Source organism: Jeotgalicoccus halotolerans (assembly GCF_003387165.1).
Lineage (GTDB): Bacteria > Bacillota > Bacilli > Staphylococcales > Salinicoccaceae > Jeotgalicoccus > Jeotgalicoccus halotolerans.
Window position 1 is genome coordinate 94425 of record NZ_QUMW01000015.1, and the last position, 23680, is coordinate 118104.

The 23680-nt window shown below is 42.2% G+C and carries 22 protein-coding genes; 4 read left to right on the plus strand and 18 right to left on the minus strand.

Going from position 1 to position 23680, the window contains the following annotated elements:
* Positions 1-217: 217 nt before the first annotated feature.
* The 7 genes from DFR63_RS10500 to DFR63_RS10530 all read right to left on the minus strand — a co-directional run bounded on the left by DFR63_RS10500 (position 218) and on the right by DFR63_RS10530 (position 7584).
* On the minus strand, positions 218-1615 hold the full coding sequence (locus tag DFR63_RS10500; protein WP_115885902.1) for a GntP family permease: 1398 nt from the start codon (positions 1613-1615) through the stop codon (positions 218-220).
* Positions 1616-1684: 69 nt separating this feature from the next.
* Positions 1685-2683: a 4-hydroxythreonine-4-phosphate dehydrogenase PdxA gene (gene pdxA / locus DFR63_RS10505; RefSeq protein ID WP_115885903.1), complete on the minus strand. Its 999-nt coding sequence runs from the start codon at positions 2681-2683 to the stop codon at positions 1685-1687.
* Between the two features lie 12 nt (positions 2684-2695).
* On the minus strand, positions 2696-3979 hold the full coding sequence (locus tag DFR63_RS10510; RefSeq protein WP_115885904.1) for a four-carbon acid sugar kinase family protein: 1284 nt from the start codon (positions 3977-3979) through the stop codon (positions 2696-2698).
* Positions 3980-3991: 12 nt separating this feature from the next.
* The gene (locus tag DFR63_RS10515) at positions 3992-4741 is read right to left on the minus strand and encodes a DeoR/GlpR family DNA-binding transcription regulator (protein WP_162842344.1); all 750 of its coding nucleotides are present in this window, start codon (positions 4739-4741) and stop codon (positions 3992-3994) included.
* Between the two features lie 172 nt (positions 4742-4913).
* Positions 4914-5315, minus strand: coding sequence for a hypothetical protein (locus DFR63_RS10520; RefSeq protein WP_115885906.1), 402 nt, complete (start codon positions 5313-5315; stop codon positions 4914-4916).
* Positions 5316-5427: 112 nt separating this feature from the next.
* Positions 5428-6873, minus strand: a complete 1446-nt coding sequence (gene aldA / locus DFR63_RS10525) for an aldehyde dehydrogenase (protein WP_115885907.1) — start codon at positions 6871-6873, stop codon at positions 5428-5430.
* A 72-nt stretch (positions 6874-6945) separates the two neighbouring features.
* Positions 6946-7584 (minus strand): NAD(P)-dependent oxidoreductase, encoded by a 639-nt coding sequence (locus tag DFR63_RS10530; protein ID WP_115885908.1) that lies wholly within the window; start codon positions 7582-7584, stop codon positions 6946-6948.
* Between the two features lie 101 nt (positions 7585-7685).
* Here DFR63_RS10530 and ybaK point away from each other — a divergent pair, with 101 nt between their 5' ends.
* On the plus strand, positions 7686-8159 hold the full coding sequence (gene ybaK / locus DFR63_RS10535; protein WP_115885909.1) for a Cys-tRNA(Pro) deacylase: 474 nt from the start codon (positions 7686-7688) through the stop codon (positions 8157-8159).
* A gap of 42 nt (positions 8160-8201) precedes the next feature.
* Here the strand turns inward: ybaK and DFR63_RS10540 are convergent, their stop codons facing one another.
* From DFR63_RS10540 to DFR63_RS10575, 8 genes are all read right to left on the minus strand, one after another.
* Positions 8202-8987, minus strand: coding sequence for a cytochrome c oxidase assembly protein (locus tag DFR63_RS10540; RefSeq protein WP_115885910.1), 786 nt, complete (start codon positions 8985-8987; stop codon positions 8202-8204).
* 2 nt (positions 8988-8989) lie between these two features.
* A complete protein-coding gene (locus DFR63_RS10545; protein ID WP_115885911.1) occupies positions 8990-9451 on the minus strand; it encodes a DUF2243 domain-containing protein in 462 nt (153 codons plus the stop codon).
* A gap of 116 nt (positions 9452-9567) precedes the next feature.
* Positions 9568-11703, minus strand: coding sequence for an ATP-dependent Clp protease ATP-binding subunit (locus DFR63_RS10550; protein ID WP_115885912.1), 2136 nt, complete (start codon positions 11701-11703; stop codon positions 9568-9570).
* 505 nt (positions 11704-12208) lie between these two features.
* On the minus strand, positions 12209-13162 hold the full coding sequence (locus DFR63_RS10555; RefSeq protein WP_115885913.1) for a VOC family protein: 954 nt from the start codon (positions 13160-13162) through the stop codon (positions 12209-12211).
* A 38-nt stretch (positions 13163-13200) separates the two neighbouring features.
* Positions 13201-14142: a DMT family transporter gene (locus tag DFR63_RS10560; RefSeq protein ID WP_115885914.1), complete on the minus strand. Its 942-nt coding sequence runs from the start codon at positions 14140-14142 to the stop codon at positions 13201-13203.
* A gap of 87 nt (positions 14143-14229) precedes the next feature.
* Positions 14230-15204: a tRNA dihydrouridine synthase gene (locus tag DFR63_RS10565; protein ID WP_115885915.1), complete on the minus strand. Its 975-nt coding sequence runs from the start codon at positions 15202-15204 to the stop codon at positions 14230-14232.
* A gap of 111 nt (positions 15205-15315) precedes the next feature.
* Positions 15316-15645, minus strand: coding sequence for a GRAM domain-containing protein (locus DFR63_RS10570; protein WP_115885916.1), 330 nt, complete (start codon positions 15643-15645; stop codon positions 15316-15318).
* A gap of 215 nt (positions 15646-15860) precedes the next feature.
* Positions 15861-17351 carry an MDR family MFS transporter gene (locus DFR63_RS10575; protein WP_115885917.1) on the minus strand — a complete coding sequence of 497 codons (1491 nt, stop codon included), beginning with the start codon at positions 17349-17351 and terminating at the stop codon, positions 15861-15863.
* A 116-nt stretch (positions 17352-17467) separates the two neighbouring features.
* On the opposite strand from DFR63_RS10575, the gene DFR63_RS10580 reads away from it, so the two are divergent.
* Both DFR63_RS10580 and DFR63_RS10585 read left to right on the plus strand, forming a co-directional pair.
* Positions 17468-18280: a MerR family transcriptional regulator gene (locus DFR63_RS10580; RefSeq protein WP_115885918.1), complete on the plus strand. Its 813-nt coding sequence runs from the start codon at positions 17468-17470 to the stop codon at positions 18278-18280.
* Positions 18281-18403: 123 nt separating this feature from the next.
* Positions 18404-18823 (plus strand): hypothetical protein, encoded by a 420-nt coding sequence (locus DFR63_RS10585; RefSeq protein WP_115885919.1) that lies wholly within the window; start codon positions 18404-18406, stop codon positions 18821-18823.
* Between the two features lie 44 nt (positions 18824-18867).
* Here the strand turns inward: DFR63_RS10585 and DFR63_RS10590 are convergent, their stop codons facing one another.
* The 3 genes from DFR63_RS10590 to gcvPA all read right to left on the minus strand — a co-directional run bounded on the left by DFR63_RS10590 (position 18868) and on the right by gcvPA (position 22656).
* Entirely contained in the window at positions 18868-19650 is a 783-nt protein-coding gene (locus DFR63_RS10590; protein ID WP_115885920.1) for a SurA N-terminal domain-containing protein, read from the minus strand.
* Positions 19651-19847: 197 nt separating this feature from the next.
* Positions 19848-21311: an aminomethyl-transferring glycine dehydrogenase subunit GcvPB gene (gcvPB, locus tag DFR63_RS10595; RefSeq protein ID WP_115885921.1), complete on the minus strand. Its 1464-nt coding sequence runs from the start codon at positions 21309-21311 to the stop codon at positions 19848-19850.
* Positions 21304-22656 (minus strand): aminomethyl-transferring glycine dehydrogenase subunit GcvPA, encoded by a 1353-nt coding sequence (gene gcvPA / locus DFR63_RS10600; RefSeq protein ID WP_115885922.1) that lies wholly within the window; start codon positions 22654-22656, stop codon positions 21304-21306. Before gcvPA ends, gcvPB begins: the two co-directional genes overlap by 8 nt.
* Before the next feature lie 347 nt (positions 22657-23003).
* Here gcvPA and DFR63_RS10605 point away from each other — a divergent pair, with 347 nt between their 5' ends.
* Positions 23004-23624, plus strand: coding sequence for an NAD(P)-dependent oxidoreductase (locus tag DFR63_RS10605; RefSeq protein WP_115885923.1), 621 nt, complete (start codon positions 23004-23006; stop codon positions 23622-23624).
* The last annotated feature ends 56 nt before the right edge of the window (positions 23625-23680 follow it).

Sequence of the window (23680 nt, forward strand, 5' to 3'; positions counted from 1 at the left end):
TATTACTATAGCATATGGCTCAAGGGATTTGGCGTTTGTAATTGACTTGTAATCTAATAGAAAAATTTATGAGATTAGAGTTATATTAAGTAAGCGGCTTCATAATTGTTAATTTTACGTAAAACACCCGCAAGCCTTGATATGCAAAGGCTGCGGGTGTTTTATCGTATATTTTAAATTCAAAGTTATCAAACTTTCGTAATATAACTGTAATGTTTTAAAAGAACACTAAATCAAGTAAAATCAGTGTCACACCGGCGACAAACCAGCCGATGGTCGTCGGAATTGACCAGACCATAATCTGTTCTTTAACTTTAGTTATACCGAGCATTCTGTTGACTACCCAGAACAGGCTGTCGTTAAAGTATGAGAAACACATTGCTCCGAATGCTGCTGCCTGGGCTGCGAGCACAGGATCAAGCCCCATGTTGGAAACGATTGGTGCAGCGATTGAAGCCGCTGTAATCATTGCTACAGTGCCGCTTCCCTGCACCAGACGCACGAAGGTTGCGATAAAGAACGGAATCAGTATCGCCGGCACACTCCATGTTGCAACGTATTCTGCAATGACTTCCCCTGTGCCGCTGACGCGCAGCACTTCTCCGAGCGCTCCCCCTGCACCGGTAACGAGCAGTATAATACCTGATGTTTTAATTCCTGTTTCCAATTCATCGAGGGTAGCATCCTTCGAATATCCTTTGGTCAGGAATAAGAGAGAATAAATCAGACCGAGAGCCACAGCAACAATCGGATTTCCGAAAAATGTAATGTATGATAGTACTGTTTCAGAAATATTAATTATCCCGCCGTCCTGCAAAGCATTAATTCCTGTATTACTAAAAATTAAAATGAGCGGAATAGCGATTGGCAGAGCAGATAAGATAAAGGAAGGCAGTTCCTTTTCACGTACTGATACTGCATCTTCAAATTCTGCGAATGCTTCTTTAGCAGAAGGACGGTAATAACCTTCACCTTCTGCTTCTGGCAGCTGGTAAATTTTCCGGCCAATCCACTGTGCATATAAAACACCTGAAATAACAACAGGCACCGAAACAATTAGACCGATTATAACCATCTTACCGACGTCAGCACCGAATATTCCTGCTACACCTAGAGGTCCCGGTGTCGGCGGAACTGCATGATGTGTCGCAGCAAGTCCGACTGCCAGTGCCACACCAAGTGTAATAACAGATTTACCTGTTTGACGTGACAAGGCTTTAACCAGCGGATGCAGAATTACGAAGGCTGAATCTACAAAGATTGGAATTGCAACGATGTAACCGCTGACCGCAATTGCCCATTCTTCTTTTTTCCGTCCAATAAACTTAATCATCGTATAGGCCAGTTTTTCTGCAGCGCCTGAAATTTCCATAATTTTACCCATCATAATTCCAAGTCCAATAATAATACCGATTGAAGCCAGAGTTGAACCAAAGCCGGAAGAAATTGTTCCGATAGTATCTTCAGGTGACATTCCCCCGATAATACCGGTCATTACTGCCGCGATAAGTAAAGCAAGGAATACATGTATGCGAGTCTTAAGCACTAAAAAGATAAGCAGTGCGATGCCGATAACCAGACCGACTATCATTTGTGTCGATGAAACATCTGTCATATATTTTCCCTCCGTCAAAAAGCGTTTTCATTTTATGTAAATTAAAGGGGCGGATAAACCGCCCTGGAATTATTTTCTGAAAGTTAATGCATATTCTCCTGCGAGTTTAATACATTCTTCCATGCTTTCGCTGGATGCAATATTTTGTCCTGCGATATCGAATGCTGTACCGTGATCTACTGAGCTTCTCAGGAAAGGCAAGCCGTTTGTAATCGAAATTGTTTTGTGGAAATCCGTCATTTTCGCTGCGATGTGCCCCTGATCGTGGTAGAGAGAAATGACTGCATCATAACGTCCGTTAAGTGCCTGGAAGAATACAGAGTCTGCAGGAACCGGTCCTGCGACTTCGTAGCCGTCTGCCTGTGCACGTTTGATTCCCGGAGTAATTTCATCGATTTCTTCGTTCCCGAATAGTCCGCCTTCTCCGCTGTGAGGGTTTAATCCTGCCACTGCAAGTTTTGGTGCTTCAACACCAAGTTTAATTAAAGCGTCATACGAACGTTTAATGTAATCGTGCACACGTTCAGCTGTCATCTGGTCAATCGCATCTTTTACGGACAAGTGACGCGTCAGGAAGAATATACGCAGGCTTTTCACCTGGAACATCGTTAACGGATCGTGCGAATTCGTCAGCTCTTCAAGCATTTCAGTGTGTCCGATAAAAGGCACTTCAGCCGCTTTCAGCGATTCTTTGTTAATCGGTGTTGTTGCCAGTGCATCAACTTTTCCGTCCATAGCGAGTTTAATTGCATATTCGATGTATTCAAAGGCAGCTTTACCGCATTGTTTTTGAACTTCTCCAAATTGGAAAGTTTCTGTATCGACATTATTTAAATCGATTAGATTGATTGCCTTGCCTGAAAAGTCCGCTTCTTCGACTTCTTTAATTACGTTTACCGGCAAATCAGTGCCTGTAATTTCCAGCGCCTTATCGATAATTTTTTTATCGCCGACAACGATTGAATTTGCCGCTTCAAGCACCTCGCTGTTTAAAAATGATTTCACTGTAATTTCCGGACCAATCCCTGCCGGATCTCCCATTGGTACTGCAATAATTGCTTTTGTCATATATAATTCCTCCTATTTTGATTTTAAATACTGTACTGCTTCATAGAGCGTCTGCCTGCTGCCGATCATACCGCCTTTAGTCACGAGCGGGAGACCTTCATATTTTCCGCCGAGCAGATGGCCGTATGCAATCAGCGGACCGACTTCATCGATTAATTTAATTCCGCTCGCAAGCGTAATGCTCGCAAGTGATGCTGTTACATCACCGCCGCTGACGTAACAGCCTTTAATTTCGTGGTCCGCTTCGTCGAGCAGCCGTTTCGTAATTGTCGCCAGCCCGTCGGTTATCCGTTTAGCTACACGATCCGGCGTAACCCCGTGCGATGCCGCAATTTTTTTAATGTCGATAATAACGAGGTTTTCTTCATTAGTGGTAATCACAACAACTTCGTTTTCCTCCATGCGCTCCTTGGCAAGCTGTACACTTTTCTCAACTTCGGCATGCCAGTTTTCATCGAAGGTTGCAAGTTTGTTAATATCGGGAATAACCGGTGTTAATTTCAGTCTGTCGATTAAATACACGAGCTGTCTTTCCGACACTTTCGTTGCACTGCCGACTGTAACGATAATCTTCCGGTCGTCGCCGATCTGATCCGCCCGGTATTTAGCATAGAGCGACGTAAACGGTCCCGGATCAATCGGTACAATTTTTTTATCCGTATAACCGCAAAGTGTTTCTGCAATAAACTCAATATCGTTATTCGTCACTGCATCGAGAACGATGATCTTATTGCCGTCATCTACCAGTTTTTTAAAGCTGCGGATAAATATATCCCGGTCATCCGTCATATCATTAATGGTCAGGACCCCGACTTTATGACTGGTTTGAGAAGAAATAATTTCCGGGACATATGATGTTGTAATTGGAGTAATCGGGTCGTTTGCTGCATCTGTTTTATGGAGCGGCAGGTTATCGACCAGAAGATAGCCGCCGACTGTCACCCTTCCGGAATCCGGAAACGACGGAACAACTACTCCGACTGAATCCGGTCCGACTGTATCGAGAATCATATCTATTTCAACACCGACGTTGCCGCGGAGCGTAGAGTCAATGCGTTTGCACAGTATGTCTGCACCCCAGTCTTTCAGCTTACGAAGAGAGCCGCCGACTCTGTAGTCGAGCACTTTTTTTGAAGCATAACGGCTGTCTGTATCTACTATAATCGCATCGGTTTCATCATCTTGCATTAAATCGTTGTAATGAAAATACGTTGCCGGATGAAAACCATTTTTACTGAGCCGGACGCCGGTGGCATTTGCACCGGTTAAATCGTCCGCAATTATTCCTACTTTCACGATTTACCCTCCTTATATTACAGCTGTATGTTCAGCAATCCGGTCAAGTTCATTTGGTCCGATATGATCATCTGTAATAATTCCTGTAAAATCCTTTAAGTCGCAAATCTTTGAAAATGCAGTATGGCTGAGCTTACTGGAGTCCACGACAAGATAAGCTGTCTGGCCGCACTTCATCATTAAACGTTTTACCTTCGCCTTTTCAATCGTCGGTGCAAAAATACCTTCATCTATCATCATGGCCTGGGTGCCGACAAAGGAAACATTTACTTTAATGTTGTTCAGCATATCTATCGTCTGAGCACCGTACATTGACCCGACATTCTGCTGGACAGTTCCGCCCAATATAATCACTTCATGCTGACTGTCGATTAACTCAGCTGCCGCTTTAATATCATTCGTAACGATACGTACTGTAAAATCTGCATTTTTTAACAGTTTGCAAATTTCAAGAGTCGTTGTGCCGGCATCGAGCAGTATTGTTTCATCCGGTTTAATGAACTGCATTGCCTTTTTCGCGATCAGCCGTTTCTCTTCTATATTCACAAGCTGCTTCTTTACGAACGGCACTTCATTTAAGAAGGAATCCTTCAGCAAGATCGAAGTGGACGTTCTGATAATTTGTTCATTTGATTCAAGTTCCTTTAAATCACGGCGTACTGTCATCTCGGAAACATTAAGCTCGGCTGCGAGCAGCTCTATCGTTACATTGCTGTCCTCAGCTACCCGGTTGACAATATACTGCTGTCTTTTAATCTTCATATCCATCACCTTGAGATTCATTATATTGTTTGTTTTTCACATTGTAAAGAAAATAGTGTGATAATTTAACATCTTTAATTTTATTTTGTTACTAATTAACATTAAAAAGTAATTGGCACAACAAAAAAGTAAAACCCGTCTCTCCGGATTTTACTTTTCGCTTCATAATATACTATTTCTTGATAAGCACTCCTTGTTCTTTCAGCCGTGCCGCAGTACTTTTCATACGCTCGGTGTCACCGGCTTCTTTCGCTTCATGATATTCACTCAGCAAGTCGGTCACTTCATTCTGCTCACCGTGAATCTTACCGCTTTGAGCTTTATCATCGTTATATATCATCTCCACCCGGAACGTTACAAACAGCATTATAATCCCAAATATTACTGCAAGTCCGATGCTCGATACTCCAGCGATATTTTCAAGTGTATCGTTGCTAATTACTTTTTCTGATAAAAACTGCGCGATTTCCGGAATAATAAATCCAACTGCCATTCCCATGAGTACTCTTACCGGATCAAAGTGATATTTCTTTCTGTCCGGCCGCCTGTTATCTTCTTCTGATTTTAAAAACATACTAAAGCTCCTCATATTTCTTCCTGCTTAGCATTATACTAAACAAGCTGCCGGATTACGCCAAAAAAATGCTATTATTTCTAAAAAAATAATGGCATCTTCCTCATTCTATCTATTCATTTTTATACTGCATGTACACAACTTGTGTAACTAAGAAATCTTCAACACCGTGTTTGCCGTCGGTGCCGCCGAGCCCTGACTGTCTCATGCCTGCATGGTAACCCTGGACTGCTTCAAAGTTTTCCCTGTTCACATACGTTTCACCGAACTTCATCTCGTTGATGACTTTCATCGTTTCGTTCATATCATCAGTGTAAAGTGATGATGACAGTCCGTAAATTGTGTCGTTTGCCATGTCGATTGCTTCATCGATTGTTTCAAAAGTCGCAATCGGCAAAACGGGTCCGAATATTTCATCGCGCATAATTTTAGAATCATGCGTTACATTCGTTAAAATGGTTGGTTCATAGAAGAAACCTTTCTCCATATCCGCTTTCTTTCCGCCAGTAACTGCTTTTGCGCCGTCAGCCACTGCTTCATCCACCATTTCAGCAACTGTGTTCAAACGGTCTTCGTTAATCAGCGGTCCGACTTCAACGTCTTTATCTTCACGGGGATTACCGAGTTTTTTCTCTTTAAAAGCTGCAGCAAGCTTATCAGTTAATTCTTCTGCGACACTGGAATGCACATAAACACGTTCAGCGTTTGTACAAGCCTGGCCATTATTAGCGAGTCTCGAGGTCACGAGAGCATTCACCGCAAGATCAATATCCGCATGCTTCGACACAATAGCCGGCGCCTTGCCGCCGAGCTCCAGATTCACTTTTGTAATATTCTGGGCTGCTGCTTCCATTATTTTAGTTCCTGCAGTAATACTGCCGGTCATTGTAATCATATCTACATTTTTATGTTTTGCGAGCGCGTTGCCGATTTCAGAACCCACACCGGTTACCACGTTATAGACGCCCGCCGGAATTTCTTCCATTTCATCGACAATTTTTGTGAATTCCATCGCCGTATTTGGTGTGTGCTGACTCGGCTTAAGCACAATCGTATTACCTGTAACGAGGGCGGTCGCCACTTTTCTTGCCAGTATAAATACCGGGAAGTTCCAGGGATTAATCCCCGCCACAACACCGATTGGCTTTTTGTAAATTAAAATATTCTCATTGGCACGGTCGCTCGGCACAACATCACCTTCAATACGTCTCGCCCATTCCGACATATAGTGGAAATAATCAATCGCAAGATCGACTTCACCGCCAGCAAGCTCGTAATCCTTCCCCTGTTCCTCCTGAAGCAAATCGATAAAGGTATCGCGTCTATCTGCGATGGCATCGCCGAGTTTACGGACGATTTTCCCGCGTTCTATATTCGGCGTGAGTTCCCATGATCTCTGAGCTTTTGCTGCAGCCTGCACCGCCTTGTCTACATCTGCATTGGTCGCTTTCGGAGTTCGTGAAATTACCGCTTCAGTCGCCGGATTGATTACGTCAATCCAGTCTTTTCCTGTCGAATCCGTATAGGTCCCGTCAATATATAACTGATGCTGAATCAAAAAATCTCCTCCTAAATTATGTTACTCATTATCTTCCCTTTATATTTCCGGTAAAACTTTCAAAGCAGCGAACTACTCTTTCTCGGCAACAACAGTGAATCGTTCATTTACATGTTCCGCATTTTCAGCTTCATCCATGACCGCGATTGCAAAGTCAGCGTAGCTGATGTAGCTCTCTTCCGACTTGTTCACAAGAAGCACATCGTTCCCTGATTCATAAGCTCCCGTCCGTTTTCCGTCGGCGTCAAATTCTGCTGACGGACTGATAAAGGTCCATTTTAGGTTTGTTGTCTGCTCAAGTTCTTCCAGATTTTCACTCTGTCCGCCCGCAGTCGGTTTAAAGATATCCGGGAAGTTCGGTGTATCGATAACTTTCATCGTTCTGCTGTCATCGACATACAAACTGCCGGCACCGCCGACAACAATCAGACGGATGCCAGTGCCGGAAAGCGCATTAATCAGCACCCGTCCCGCTTCAACATGGGCATCTTTCTCACCAAGCGGAGCACCGAAGGCGTTTACGACGACATCCAGTCCTTTAAAATCCTCTGTCCATGTATCATGTACATCTTTCTCTATTACTTTCACATTATCATTATTTAACTTCGAAGCATTTCTGACAATCGCAGTGACCTCATGTCCTCTTCTGACCGCTTCATCTAATATTAAACTGCCGGCCTTACCCGTTGCGCCTACGATTCCTATTTTCATTAAAAACCCTCCGGTTATGTTATGATTTTAAATACTATCTATGTATACCCTGTACTTACTTTTTGAAACTATACTTTTTTACTGATTAGGAGAGCAGCTATATGAAGAAAAAGAAAACCCAAAAAACAAATGCCATGCGCGTACTTGAGAATAACAAAATCAGCTACGAAGTGCATGAATATCCCTGGAATGAAGATCATACAGATGAGGAGAACGCGGGGGTGCCGTTCGACAAAATTTATAAAACCCTTGTTGCTGTCGGCAATAATACAGGAGTGATTGTCGGCTGTATCCCTTCTTCAACCGAGCTCGATTTAAAGAAATTTGCCAAAGCGAGCGGTAACAAAAAAGTCGATATGCTTCATATGAAAGATCTTGAAAAAACAACAGGCTATATCCGCGGCGGCTGTTCGCCTGTCGGCATGAAAAAACTGTTTCCGACTTATATCGAAGCACAAGCAGAAATGATGGATACCATTATCGTCTCTGCTGGAAAGCGCGGCATGCAGATGGAACTTGCTCCTGATGATTTACTGCAAGTCACCGCAGGCAATTTCGCTGATATCACAGAATAAAATTGAGCTCTGACCAAAGAAAAGGTCAGAGCTCTTTATTATCTAAGAAAATTTTAATAAACGAGTATGCTCTCTTTCTGCGGCCTTATACCACTGCCAGCATAGGATGATTATCAGTGCGAGGTCAACGATGTCGCCGCCGTAGTACATCAGCATTGCACCTGCTTCACCATCCTCTCGTGCTATGCCGGCCGGAGGTGAAGCGTATATCATCTTGGATAGTATTTTATGAAAACCAAGGGCCGCAATCAGAACTGCAGCACGGTATAAAAATGTGTAACGGTGAGTAACAATATCGATATAAATTATCGACATCGTAAAAAGATAGCCCGCGAGAAAAACATGAAGATGAATAAGCGCAAACAAGAGTACAGATGAGTGCATAATTTCAAATAATCCTGTTTTATAAATAAGAAATAAGCCGCCGATATTTAATATAGAAGCGACAATTGGATTACTGATAAATTGAACATACTTCAAATTCAGAATTTTACTCAGTTTTCTTGCATGGGCTACTTTCAGTGTTCTCATCAAGAGAGTCATCGGTTTACCATGCAGTATAAGAAGCGGTCCAAGCATGCCGAGCAGCAGATGCCCCAGCATATGGACAGTAAAATCCATATGGGACAAACGAGCCAGCGGACCTGTCAGCGCAGCAGCTGAAAGAGTCACACCTGCTGCAAACAAGGTATACCTGCTCCATTTCCACTTTTGATGTTTCTTTCCGGAAGCGTACATGGCTGCAGGGTAAAGTACTAAGGCAGCCAGCGCGAGCGCGCCGACGATAATTTCAAGAATTAAAAAGTGCGTCATATTCATATGATGCATACTTAATTACCTGCGCTTTCGCGTTTTGACCTGTAAATTATTATAATCCCTGCAATTAAGAAAATTGCACCTGCGATATTCCAGGCTAAATCATACGGCAGTATATTAACGTCATAGCGCACCTGGTGAATACGGAGCAATTTGTGGTTTATAATGCCGTCGAACAGCTGGAAAATACCGAGACCGGTAAATATTCCTCCTATCCACCGCCGTTTGTGCATTTCTTTTTTCCGGCGTGAATCAGCAAACATAAAGAAACCGACCACGAGGGCAAATAAGGCGAATGAATTGAGCAGGCCGTCAGACAAAATACCGATAAATGTCGTCGAATGATCGTAAAAGTGATGCCACTGAAGAAGCTGATGAAAAATAATTTCATCGACGAGTGCCATTAAGCCGATTCCTAAAAAAATACCTGACCATATGTTTTTACTCCGATGCGAATCAATGTTTTGATGAGCCATAGACATTCCTCTTTCGCATAAATGTTAATATATAAAATACCCTGGCATTATATATATTAACCCGTATAAACAAAAAAACCTTAAATCCTGAGCGGATTTAAGGTTTTACATTTATATTAAGCTTTTACAACGACAATTTCCCCGTCTTTGATGTGCGCTTTAACACTGTTTAATTCATCTTCTTCCAGAATTAAATCTGTCAGCTGATCTTCGATTTTATCCTGAATGACACGGCGGAGCGGTCTTGCACCGAAACGCTTGTCATAACCCAGGCTGACGAGTTTTTTCTTGGCGTCATCTGTAATTGAGATTTCAATTTCGTTTTCTTCTAATGCTTCCTGCAAGTCATTAAGCATTAAATCAACAATTTCCATTAAGTTATCCTCTGACAATTCGCTAAAGTTAATAATTGCATCGAATCTGTTCAGGAATTCAGGTTTGAAATAATTGCTTAAGTTTTCAAGCGTGCTGACCGATTCGTGCTGTTCCGCATTAAAGCCGACGCTTACATTATTATCACCTGTACCGGCGTTACTTGTCATAATGATCACTGTCTCTTTAAAGCTGACTGTTCTGCCGTGTGAGTCTGTCAGCTGGCCATCTTCCATAATCTGCAGGAACATGTTCTGCACATCAGGATGCGCTTTTTCGATCTCATCTAAAAGAATAATTGAATAAGGATTGTGACGCACTTTTTCTGTCAGCTGGCCTGCTTCTTCGTGACCGACATAGCCTGGAGGCGAACCGATAATTTTAGAGATGGAATGTTTCTCCATATATTCACTCATATCGAGTCTGATCATGGACTCTCTTGTACCAAATAACTCTTCAGCAAGTGCTTTCGTTAATTCAGTTTTACCGACACCCGTTGGTCCGACAAATAAGAATGAACCGATTGGACGGTATTTAGATTTAAGTCCTGCACGGCTTCTTCTGACAGCTTTCGATACCTTATCCACCGCTTCGTCCTGACCGATCACTTTAGTACTCAAATTCGTACCGAGATCTCTCATCTGCGCCTGTTCTTCAGACTGCAGTTTCGTCACAGGAATACCTGTTTTTTCTTCGACTATAAGCTGAATGTCAGATACATCAACATTCATAACCTGCTGATCATCAGCTGCTGCTTCCAGCTGTTTTTCAAGCTGAAGTTCTTGATATTTCAAGCGTGCTGCAGTTTCATAATCTTCCTGCTCTGCCGCAGCGTCTTTTTCTTCAGCAATTTTTTCAAGTTTCTGTTTGATTGAATCTGTATCATTTTCTGCATTTGCGAGATTCAACCGTGCACCGACTTCATCCATTAAGTCGATTGCTTTATCCGGTAAGAAACGGTCTTGAATATATCTGTGCGATAAATTCACAAACGCTTCAACCACTTCGTCGGAATAGCTGACTTCATGGAACTTCTCATAGCGGTCTTTAATTCCTTTAAGGATTAAAACCGATTCCTCTAAAGTCGGTTCTTTTACGATAATCGGCTGCAGCCGGCGTTCGAGCGCTGCATCTTTTTCAATCTGACGGTACTCTTTCAGCGTTGTTGCACCGATAATTTGCAGTTCACCGCGTGCAAGCGCCGGTTTAAGAATGTTACCTGCGTCCATCTGTGAACTTTCCGCAGAACCCGCACCGACAATCTGGTGAATTTCATCGATAAAGAGAATAACTTCCTGACGCTCTTTCAGTTCAGCAATGAGCTGTTTCATACGCTCTTCGAACTGACCGCGCATTGAAGTATTCGCAACAAGCGATGCTACGTCCAGCACGTAAATTTCTTTGTCCATTAATTTCGCCGGCACATTGCCTTCTACTATTTTCAGTGCCAGCCCTTCAGCAATTGCTGTTTTACCGACACCCGGTTCACCGATTAATACCGGATTGTTTTTATTACGTCTGTTCAGCGTCTCAACAACGCGTTTTACTTCTTTGTCGCGGCCAATAACAGGATCGATATTGCCCGCTCTTGCTTCGTCTGAAATATTATTGCCGAGCTGGTCTAAAAGCCCGTCGCGCTGACTATTTTCACGTTCTTTTGTTTGTGTACTGGTTCCTTTGTTTCCTTGTCCATTAAAATATTTATTGTTCATATTATTATTTTCGAAAGGTGATCCTTTAAAAAAGTCATTTGAATTCATCATTTGACCCTGGATATCCTGGAAACAGCTGTCACATAAATGAACCTGCATTTTTTGATTGTTAAAATTCATTGCAAGGTTTACATTCGCTTCGTTAATTCCGCAATTTTGACATTTCATATGTGTTTCCTCCTATTGATATATTCGTATTTACAGTCTTTTGACTTTGACTATATTTGACTATAAATACAGTATAAAGGCCTTAAAAGATATTTTCAAATATGATGCTCACTCTTTATTTTTATTAAATCCCTTGTTTGACTATCTTTGACCTTATATATTTATTATACACTGACCTTCTTTGACTTTCAAGTGTTTTTTGGTAGATATTTTTCTATTGCTGCTATCTTCTCATTTCTCTCAACCTTTCATCGATAATCATTTCGATGTGTTACCTTTTCATATTCAAGACTTGATAAAGCTCCATGCAGCCAATTACTTTCGCGCTTTCGCCTTTCTTTTGTGCAAGGTCTCTCAAAATATCACTACCTTGCTCGTTTCAACACTCATTATGAGCAAGGTCAACCAAAATTGCACCACCTTGCTCACCACTGGCCACCTCCTTCAACTTCATCAACAAAAAAACAGATATCCTTATCAAGGATATCTGCCCAAATTAACTTCACTATATTCTCTTATCCTTTTCAATAGGAGTCAGTTTTGCTTCAATCTCGGCTCTGTCCGCTTCCAAGAATGGCGGCAGATCTAATTTTTCTCCCGCTTCAATGCCGGGTGTTGTACCCACGAGCCCGGGTCTATCTGTTGCAAGTTCAAACATAATGCCGTTGGATTCCCGGAAGTATAAGCTTTTGAAGAAGTGTCTGTCAACGACTCCTGTTGAACTGAATCCTCTCTTTACAACCTGTTCATGCCAGTACTGCAATGTTTCTTCATCTTCTACATTAATTGCGAGGTGATGTACGCTCCCGCGCCCCGGCCGTTCGCGGCCGCCGTCTTTATATTTAACAACGATTTCACTGTGTCCGCCACTATTCGCCGGCCGGTACAGTCGTTCATGGTCATCTCCCGATACTTTCACGTAATCGAACAGTTCCGTCAATGTTCTTTCCATCTTCTCAATTCGGCGGACACTCATTTCAATAGTTCCCATGCTCATAATCTGATATTCTGCCGGCACAGCGGAACCGTTCCAGCTCTCGAATTTGCTGACTTCATCATTATCTGCTGCCTGCAGTGCCAGCCTCAGTCCGTCACCGTCTTCAAAAAGCAGCGATTTTCTTCCGCCGTAATTTGCTGCCTCACTATATTCCACGCCGTGTTCATCAAATCTTTTCTGCCAGTACGATAAACTGCTCTCGCCCCTGACGAACAGCCCTATCCGCGTAATTGCGTTTGTGCCTCGTCTGGTATGAGCTGCCATCGGCATTTCAAAAAAGGTGAGTTCACTCCCCGGTGTACCGTTTTGATCGCCGTAAAATAAATGATACATTGACGGATCGTCCTGGTTAACGGTTACTTTAACTCTGCGCATGCCGAGAACCTGAGTATAAAATTTGTTATTTTCCTGAGCATTTTTCGTCAGCATAGAAATATGGTGATGTCCTAAAATTGTCTTCATAATATTAACCTCCGTATAGTTATATTAAAAAATAAATCTTAAAACAGATTAATCAGCACAACACCTGCAAGCAGAACAAGCAGGCCGGCAAGCTGAACCGGGACAATTGTATTTTTCCCCGATCTGAACATACCAAATTGCTGGACGAGAATACTGCCTGTAATCTGACCAAACAGCACCAGCACGATTGTCGGACCCGTACCTATTTCACCGACGAGAAATATATTAATTAATACGTAAAATCCGCCGAATATTCCACCGAGCCAGACCCAGAGCGGTGCTTTTTCTGTAATAGGATATTTTACTGGAATTAATGTTTTTTCTCTTATTAAAACAATGATAATTAAAGTCGCCGCTCCGATAAAGAAAGAAATAAAGGCTGCCGTAAATGGTGAATATACAGCGCTGCCGAGTTCGCCGTTAATTGCTGCCTGAATTGACAACAGTGCACCCCCGGTAAAACCGGCCGCACGCCACGGCCATTTATTGATTCTATCATTCACCGTTTCAAGTTTATAGCGGCGCTGCTTCATGATATCCTGCAGGACCACCGCAAGAAAGACCCCGGCAAAAATCAGTGTAACGCCGAGGAATCTCGTCAGACCGAAAGGCTGAATCATCGAGTTAAACCAGCCGAAATTATCGATAACCATTCCGGTAATAATCATCCCGATAATCGGCATAATTGCAGTTTCTACACTGCCGATTTTAGGGAAGATGAATATGTTCGTCGTCAGCGCGATGACACCGCACACCCCGCCGAGCCATATCCATAGCGGTTCGCCAGTAAATGCGGACAGCGGCGGCGTGAGCGGCAGACCGTTCACCAGTATGATGATACTTAAAAATACGGTGCCGACGACAAATGAAATCATCGATGCAGTAAATGGAGATTTCACGTAAGTCCGGAGACCTGAATTGATGGCTGACTGCATGGACATTCCGGTTCCAATCGCAGCGCCGAGCAGTGCAGTCAACATCTTGCTCACATCCTCTGTATATTTGAATATAATCGTATCACTTATCAATGCAAAAATCCCTTTTGATTTTTTCAAAAGGGATGACTGTTATTCTGCCGACTTCATTCCGGCTTCAAAATCAGCGAGCAAAGCTCGGACTTCATCTGTTGTATTCGTGCTCATCAGCTGGTGTCTTAACTCACCTGCGCCTCTGATGCCGCGCACGTATATTTTAAAAAATCTGCGCAGCGGTTTGAACAAACGCGATTCTTCTTTAGAATACTTGTCGAACAGGTCGAGATGCAGTCTTAACAGACTGAGGAGCTCTTCGCTTGTATGCTCTCTCGGCTCTTTTTCAAAAGCGTACGGATTATGGAAAATACCGCGCCCGATCATAACACCGTCAATACCGTATTTCTCTGCCAATTCGAGCCCTGTTTTTCTGTCCGGAATATCTCCGTTAATCGTGAGCAGTGTATCGGGTGCAATTTCATCGCGCAGCTGTTTAATTTCTCCGATTAAGTCCCAATGCGCATCGACCTTGCTCATTTCCCGTCTCGTACGGAGATGGATAGACAGGTTCGCAATATCCTGTTTAAATACGTGTGTCAGCCAATCTCTCCACTCATCGATTTCAGTATAGCCGAGCCGCGTCTTAACGCTGACCGGCAGACCGCCTGCTTTTGCCGCCTGAATAATCTCCGCCGCTGTTTCAGGACGCTGGATGAGACCTGCCCCCTTACCTTTCGCCGCAACGTTTGGAACGGGACAGCCCATATTTAAATCAATGCCTTTAAATCCCATCTCTGCCATTCCTATGCTCATTTCCCGGAAATGGTCTGGCTTATCTCCCCATATATGGGCAACAATTGGCTGCTCATCTTCAGTAAAAGTCAGGCGTCCCCGTACGCTGTGTACACCTTCCGGATGACAAAAGCTTTCTGTGTTTGTAAATTCAGTGAAAAATACGTCGGGACGTCCTGCTTCGCTGACAACATGACGGAAAACGACATCTGTGACATCTTCCATGGGGGCCAAAACAAAAAATGGACGCGGTAATTCACGCCAAAAATTTTCTTTCATATATATTTAAACCTTCTTATCTATAGTATCTCGAATTTTTATCCATGATGATATTACCACAAAAAGTCATTTTACACAAAAGTATGATCGTCATGAAAAAACCTGCAGAACCTAATCTTCTGCAGGTGCATATAATTCTTTTCTCATTTTATTTATCGCTGTAATCCAGTCTTCCCGTTTAAACACACTGAACTTGAATATATTGTTATTGTGAGTAATTATTTTAATCACATTCGGAATCAAGCCCATGCTGCGTTTCGTTTTAATTTCTTTAATATCTTTTAAATCAATAATCGTTTCAACCGATTCAATATACGGTCCAACTGAGCCTTCGTGAAACAATGCTGATTTCGTTAAATATAAAGGTCCTTCGACACCTCTCATCGGACGTCTCATGTGAGCATGGCCCGCACGTACAATGTCTCCTTTATTCAACCTCATAATGCCTCACCCCAGCTTTATATATTTTTAAAAGTATTATACTCCGCCTAATGCTATCATAATTGTAAAAATTAGCAATCCTGCGATAACAATGATTAGAAATCCCATAAACCATTTACTCATAATTTCCGCTCCTTTACAGAACACTGTATATACATTATACACGTAAAAAAATCACTTCATTTCGAAAATGAAGTGATTTCATAAATTATTCATTAATTATTGTCTTTTTTAACTGGTGCCGGTACCAAATCTTCGATCGGTTTTGCACGGTAAACGAAGAAGGACATCACTACTGCGATTAATGCAACAATGAAGATAAGGAAGTAAACAAATTCTACTCCCGAAACCATCGCTGCTGTCATTGCCGCTTTTGATTCAGGATTTGCTGCACCTTCCAGATAGCTTTGCTGACGCGAGTTAAGCAGGCCGATAAACACCGACACGCCGATTGCTCCGGCCAAGGGCTGCAAGGTCGATACTACAGCTGTACCGTGCGGATATAAATGTTTTGGCAGCTGGTTTAAACCGTTCGTCTCAGCAGGCATCATCGTTGCAGATACACTCAGCATAATCAGCATAAAGCCTGCAATAATAATCCACTGCGGCGTGTCCGCTGTCAGGTTGCTGAACATAAACATCGTCACAGCAAGGACAATCGTTGCCGGAATCATCATGACTTTCGGGCCGACTTTATCGAATAAAGCTCCCATAAACGGGCTCATTGCACCATTCAGCAAACTCCCCGGCAAGAGCAGAAGTCCTGCCGCTGCTGCAGTCAGACCCATCGGTCCCTGCATAAATACAGGCAGAATTAATTCCGACGCAAACATCATCATAATAATAATGACAAATAACACCACTGCGTGAGCAAACATTGGAAACTTAAAGACCCGGAGATCCATCAGCGGCTCATCGAGCTTAAACTGGCGGAGGACAAAGAGCAGGATACCGATGAGTCCGATAATAATCGGAATAAAGACAGACGGTGTCATAAAGCCGTCTGCACTTTCTCCTGCATGGCTGAAGCCGTATATCGTTGCCCCGAGACCGATTGTTGAATACACAAGTGAAATCCAGTCTATTTTCGGCTTTGTTCTTTCGGTAATATTTACAAGGTATTTCAAAGCAAAGAGAATTGAAAAAACCGTAAACGGCATAACGAAGATAAATAAAAATCTCCAGCCGAAGTATTCCACAATAATACCCGACAGCGTCGGACCGATTGCTGGAGCAAACATAATAACGAGCCCGACAATTCCCATAATCTTCCCTCTTCTATGAGGCGGGTAAATCAGTAAAAATACATTAAACATAATCGGCATAATCAAGCCGGTTCCGATTGCCTGAATCATCCGGCCAAGGAGCAGCACAGAAAAAGTCGGCGCGAACGCAGCGACAACGGTACCGATTAAAAATGTGACCATCGTACCGATAAACAGCTGCCTCGTCGTAAACCAGCCCATTAACAGCGGGGATACGGGAATGACGATAGCCATGACAAGCATGAAACCGGTCGCTACCCATTGAACTGTGGAAAGCGTAATGCCGAACTCCGCCATCAGTGTGGTTAACGCAATATTGAGCAGTGTTTCATTTAAAATGGCGAAGAAGGCTCCGATAATTAACGCGACCATAATCGGCAGGGTTTTTGCGTTCGGATCCTCCGATAAAAATTCGTACTTTATATTATTATTCTCTGTCATTTTGCACCTCTTATAATTTCTTCATATTGAAAAGTGAGAGTTTCCAATACACATCAAAATGATGACCTAGTATAATATAAAGTATATGGTAACCATATAGTCAAGAGGTGAGCATTATGAAATCAGAAATTTATTTTACTACAGGTGATTTCGCTAAACTTTGTGAAGTCACTAAACAGACTCTTTTCCATTATGATAATATCGGACTGCTCTGCCCTCATCACAAAGATGAAAAAGGCTACAGGTATTACTCGTATACACAATTCGATACGATGTATGTAATAGAATCCCTAAAAGAAATGGAGATGCCGCTCAGCGAGATAAAAGAATTTATCAGTATTACAACACCTGATACGATGATTGAAATGTTCACAGAACAATCGAGGCAGATCTCTGAAAAGATAAATAACCTTGCCAGTATTCAGAACACGATAGAAAAGAAAATACTGCTTACCAAAGAAGCGAAGAACACCGATTTCAGTAAAATTGTGCTGAGTGAGGCTGAGGAAGAGTATGTATATTTAAGTGCCCCGCTCGATAATGATGATGATGAAAACAGAGCTGCAATCTCTGACTTCTATCAAGTATGCATGCGGGAGCTTCATGAAAAATACTCCATCGGTGCTCTGATTAAAATCGAAGACCCGGCAGCTTCGGAAGTCGGCAGCTTCGAATACTTATTTGCAAAAACAGATTATACAGACGCACTGCCGCTGGCAAAAAAAGAACAGGGCTTACAGGTTACCGGCTATCACATAGGAAAATACGAGGCGTTCTCAGATACGTATGAAAAGATGTTCTCTTTTATAAAAGAACATCGTCTTAAGGTTGCCGAATACTTTTATGCTGAACCTATACTCGACCGCATCTCAGTAAATGACAGTGATAAGTACGTGACGAAGATTACGATACCGGTGAGCCGGGAATGACAGCTTTAATTGTTTGCTGCAAACGAATAAGCTAAAAAAGTATCAGAGAAAATTACATCCATCGCGATAAATACCTATCTTAACCGGGTATATAAAAGGAATAAAATGACATGGAGTGTTTCGATGACTATCTTTTTAAAGTTAATCATAATAGGTTTTATATCCGGAATGATACTTGCCGCTTCAGGAAAAATTATTCGTCTTACTACCGGTAACAAAGCGGAAATTCTTTTATACAATATGGACTATATGCCGGTGCTTAAAAAATGGAGTGCTAAGTGGATTACAGGAATTATCTTTCACTATATAACCTGTATAGTAAGTGCTGTTGTATTATTCTATATGCTCGTCCCGTTTGGATGGGAATCTAATATCTGGCCGTACGTTCTCGTATATACAGCAGGCAGCGGCGTACTTTATTTTCTCAGCTTACTCACTGATAAGCCCCCCGCTTCCGACAGTTTTTCTTCCTGGTTTTACTGGACATTCAGTCATGCGATTTTCGGTTTTGCCGTCGGCTCTTTAATTAAATGGTGGATCTAATAAAAAAGACTGATGGATTTAACTTCCATCAGTCTTTCATCTTTTTAAATATGAACTGTTACATCTGCACTTTCTTTAAGGTCTTCAACTAAAGCCTGTGCTGCTTCGCCTTCTTTCTGCTGTACAACCTGTTCTTTCAGCTGAGGTTCCATTTCTTCAAATGAAGGCGGCTCTTCTTCTGTTTCCATCTGCTCCATTTGTGCTACCTGTGCATCGTAAACTTCCTGCAGTTCCTCTTCAGACGGTTCGATATCGCCCGCTTCTTCAGCGATAAGTTTATCAACTTTTACCTGCATTTCAACTTGTGACATCACTTCATCTTCAGGCATACCCTGCTCTTCAAATGCTGCGAACAGATCGTCCTGTGATTCCATACCGTTTTGTTCAACTAAACTGTCGAGCACACCGTTTTTATCTTCTTCTGTCACTTCCAGGTCACGGTTATCCGCTTCCTGCAGTAATAATTCCTGAGATACAAGACCGTCAGCTACTTGTTTTTTCAAATCGTCCTGGTTCACTTCTTCACCAGACATCTGAGACATCATAGCCATCTGCTGGAATTGCATATTATACGCTTCTTCAAATTCTGCTTTTTCAATTTCAGTATCATTTACTTCCGCAACAACATCAGGTACGTCTTCTAAATCCGGCTCAGGCATTTCCGGCTGTTCTGCAGCGCCTTCTTCACCCTCCGCTGCCGCACCTGATTCAGGTGCCGCTTCTTCTGTACTCTCAGTATCTTCGGTTGCTGCTTCTTCATCACCATTGCATGCTCCGAGCAGCAGCAATGAACCTATTATTGTTAAACTTGATAACCATTTTTTCATTGTGTAATTCTCCTTTAATTTCTTACTTGTCCGTCATTTTAACGCAGATTGATGAGAGAGGCATTCAAAAAGCGGCTGAGAAGAAAACTTTTTTCAAGATTTATGATTAATTCGTGACATTGTGAATCAACTCACTATAAATAAAACCCTGTACCTGATACATCAAGTATCTGGTACAGGGGTTTAAAAATTATTACTTATCCTTCTTTAGTCCAGCGTAAAACAGGTTTACGTGAAGCCCTTGTTTCGTCTAAACGTTTAACTGGTGTTTTGTGAGGAGCTTCGTGGATAATATCCGGATTATTTTCTGCTTCATCTGCGATTTGAAGCATTGTATCGATAAAGTGATCCAAAGTTTCTTTAGACTCTGTTTCAGTCGGCTCAATCATCATTGCTTCTTCTACGATTAACGGGAAGTAAACAGTCGGCGGGTGAATGTCAAAGTCCATCAGACGCTTCGCGATGTCTGCTGTTCTGATTCCAAGGTCCTTCTGCTTGTTACCTGAGATAACGAATTCGTGTTTACAGTGCTGTGTGAATGGAAGTTCGTATTTCTCCTGTAAGCTGCGCATAATGTAGTTCGCATTAAGTACCGCATACTCACTTGCTTTCTTAAGTCCTTCGGCACCAAGTGTGCGGATGTACGTGTAAGAACGGACGTTTATTCCAAAGTTACCGTAGAAATTCTTAACCATACCGATTGAATCTGGCCGGTCATAGTCTAAATCATAGACACCGTTTTCTTCTACAACAACCGGTTTTGGAAGATAAGGCGCAAGCTCATCTGTTACACCGATTGGGCCTGAACCCGGGCCGCCGCCGCCGTGAGGACCGGTGAATGTCTTGTGCAGGTTAAGGTGAACTGCATCAAAGCCCATGTCTCCTGGACGTGCGTAACCCATAATTGCATTAAGGTTTGCACCGTCATAGTACATTTTACCGCCCGCTTCATGGATAATCTCTGACATTTCAAGGATTTCAGTTTCAAATAAACCTAAAGTGTTCGGGTTTGTCAGCATTAATGCTGCAGTGTTTTCGTTAACTACCTTTTTAAGGTCTTCGACGTCAACTAAACCTTTATCGTTTGATTTAACTTCGACGATTTTAAAGCCTGCAACTGCTGCAGATGCAGGGTTCGTACCATGTGCCGAGTCAGGAACGATTACTTCGTTGCGGTGTGACTCTCCGTTTGCTGCGTGGAAAGCTTTAAACACCATTAATGCAGTCCATTCACCCTGTGAACCGGCTGCCGGCTGCAAAGTGATTTCATCCATTCCTGTAATTTCTTCAAGGTGAACCTGAAGATCGTACATTAATTCTAAAGCACCCTGGATAGTTCTTGTATCCTGATACGGGTGAATGTGGCTGAAGCCCGGTAATCTTACAACATCTTCGTTAATTACAGGGTTGTATTTCATCGTACAAGATCCTAAAGGATAAAATCCTGTATGGATTCCGAAGTTGCGGTTCGATAATCCAGTATAGTGACGCATTAATTCCAGTTCATCAACTTCCGGAAGATTTGCATCTACTTTACGAACGTAAGCATCATCAATTTCTTCTTCTAAATTAACTTCCGGTACATCAAGTGCAGGGAGGTTATATCCTACTCTGCCTTCTTTACTGCGTTCAAAAATTAATGGAAAGTTTTCATTAGCCATTGTTGATATCCCCCAATTCTTTAACAAATGCATCGATTTCTTCTTTAGAACGGATTTCTGTCGTTGCAATCAGCATGTGGTTTTCGAACTCAGGGTAAATAATACCGAGGTCAAATCCGCCGACAATTCCTTTTTCAAATAACTTTTCGTTAACCTCTTTAACAGGTTTTGAAAGCTTAACTGCGAATTCGTTGAAGAATGATCCGCTGAATGCAGATGATAAACCGGCTTCTTCAAGCTGCTGTCTTGTGTATCTTGCTTTTTGCATATTCAGTTTAGACATTTCTTTAACACCATTCTTACCAAGTGCGCTCATTGCAGCTGAACTTGCTACTGCGTTTAAGGCCTGATTAGATGTAATGTTTGATGTCGCTTTTTCACGTCTGATGTGCTGCTCTCTCGTTTGAAGTGCAAGCACAAATCCGCGCTGGCCGTCCTGGTCGACAGTTTCACCAACGAAACGTCCCGGTACTTTACGCATTAACTTTTCAGTTGTTGCGAAGTAGCCGCAGTGCGGTCCGCCAAGCTGTGCAGGAATACCGAATACCTGAGTATCACCGACAACGATATCGGCACCGAACTCTGCAGGCGGCGTTAAGTATCCTAGTGCTAACGGATTGCTGGAAACAATCATCATTGCTTTAGGCTGTTCTTTAATTAATTTATTTATTTCTTCAAGCGGTTCGATCTGACCCAGGAAGTTAGGGTACTGAACGATTACTGAAGCTGTATTTTCATCGATTTCTTTTTCAAGCTGCTCTAAATCTGTTTTCCCTTCAGATAAACCGATTTCAACAATCTCAAGGCCTTTACCTTTTGATGCAGTTTTAACTAATTGAAGGTACTCAGGGTGTAATGCTTTTGAAACCAGGATTTTGTTTTTCTTAGTCTGAACGTTACTTAAGTACATTGCTTCTACAACAGCAGTTCCGCCGTCATATAATGAAGAGTTCACGATAGGCATGCCAGTAATTTCAGAAACCATCGTCTGGAACTCAAACATAGCCTGCAATTCACCCTGTGTCATTTCCGGCTGGTAAGGTGTGTAAGAAGTATAAAATTCTTGTCTTGAAATAACATGGTCAACTACTGACGGGATAAAGTGATCGTAAACCCCGGCACCTAAAAATGAACTGTAATCCTGCAGGTTGGCGTTTTTAGCAGCCATTGCAGTCATTTCTTTTTTAAGCTCGTACTCACTAGTTGGCTCTTTCAGATTTAATTTTCTGTCCAGTCTCACTTTTTCAGGAATATCTGAAAAAAGCTCGTCTGTGGATTTTGCACCGATCTTTTCTAACATCTGTGTTTTATCAGCTTCAGTAGCTGGTAAATAACGAAAATCCATTACAATTTCCTCCCTGTTCTTCACATTTATAATATAATAATTTAATTATTATTATCTTATTTCCACGCTCTATACTACCATAACAAACCGATAAATAATTCTCACGGCAGCAGAGCTTATATGGAAACCGCCTAATTTATACAGCGCTTTCAGAAATGATTAAGAATGTTTTCTTATTTTCTGATTATTTTTCCATACATTGTTTATTATAGAGTTTATTTGGGTATATTGCCAGTCTGATATTATGTAAATCCGAATTATTCAGCAGTAAAGTTATAAACTGAATACAGATTGATAAGAAATATTGATGTTAATATATAGACAGAAGGTATGAGAGGAGTTTTTACATGAGAATTTTAATCTTAGGAATGACAGGGAGAGTCGGCAGTGAAATTGCCAAGCTTGCCCTTGAAGATAAGCATCAGGTGACAGCACTAGTCCGGACACCTGAAAAAATTACAAGTAAAGATGAGAATTTATCGGTTATAAAAGGTGACGTAACAATCAAAGAAGACGTGGAACGCGCTATGAAAGATGCCGATGCAGTAATAAGCGCTTTAAATACAGACGGCGGAGAGACGCTGACAGAAAGCATGCCGCTTATTATTGAAGCGATGAAAGCTGAAGGTATTAAACGCATCGTCACGATAGGTACTGCAGGAATATTGAACAGCAGAGTTGAAGATGACGTGCTGCGCTATCAATCCAGCGAATCAAAACGAAAACTGACACGCGCAGCTGAAGAACACCATAAAACCTATGAGCTGCTGGAAGCTTCCGAGTTGGACTGGACAGTCGTCTGTCCCACTTATTTACCGGACGGTGAAGCCGCTGGTATGTATCGTGAAAAACGTAATTACCTGCCGGAAGGCGGAAAGAAGATTACGGTTGGAGATACCGCTGAGTTTGCATACAAACAGCTTGATAGTGATGAATATCTTAAATCGCGGATTGGGATTGCGTACTAGTTGAATAAAGGGAGCATCTGATTATTGAAAATCAGATGCTCCCTTTCTATTTCTAA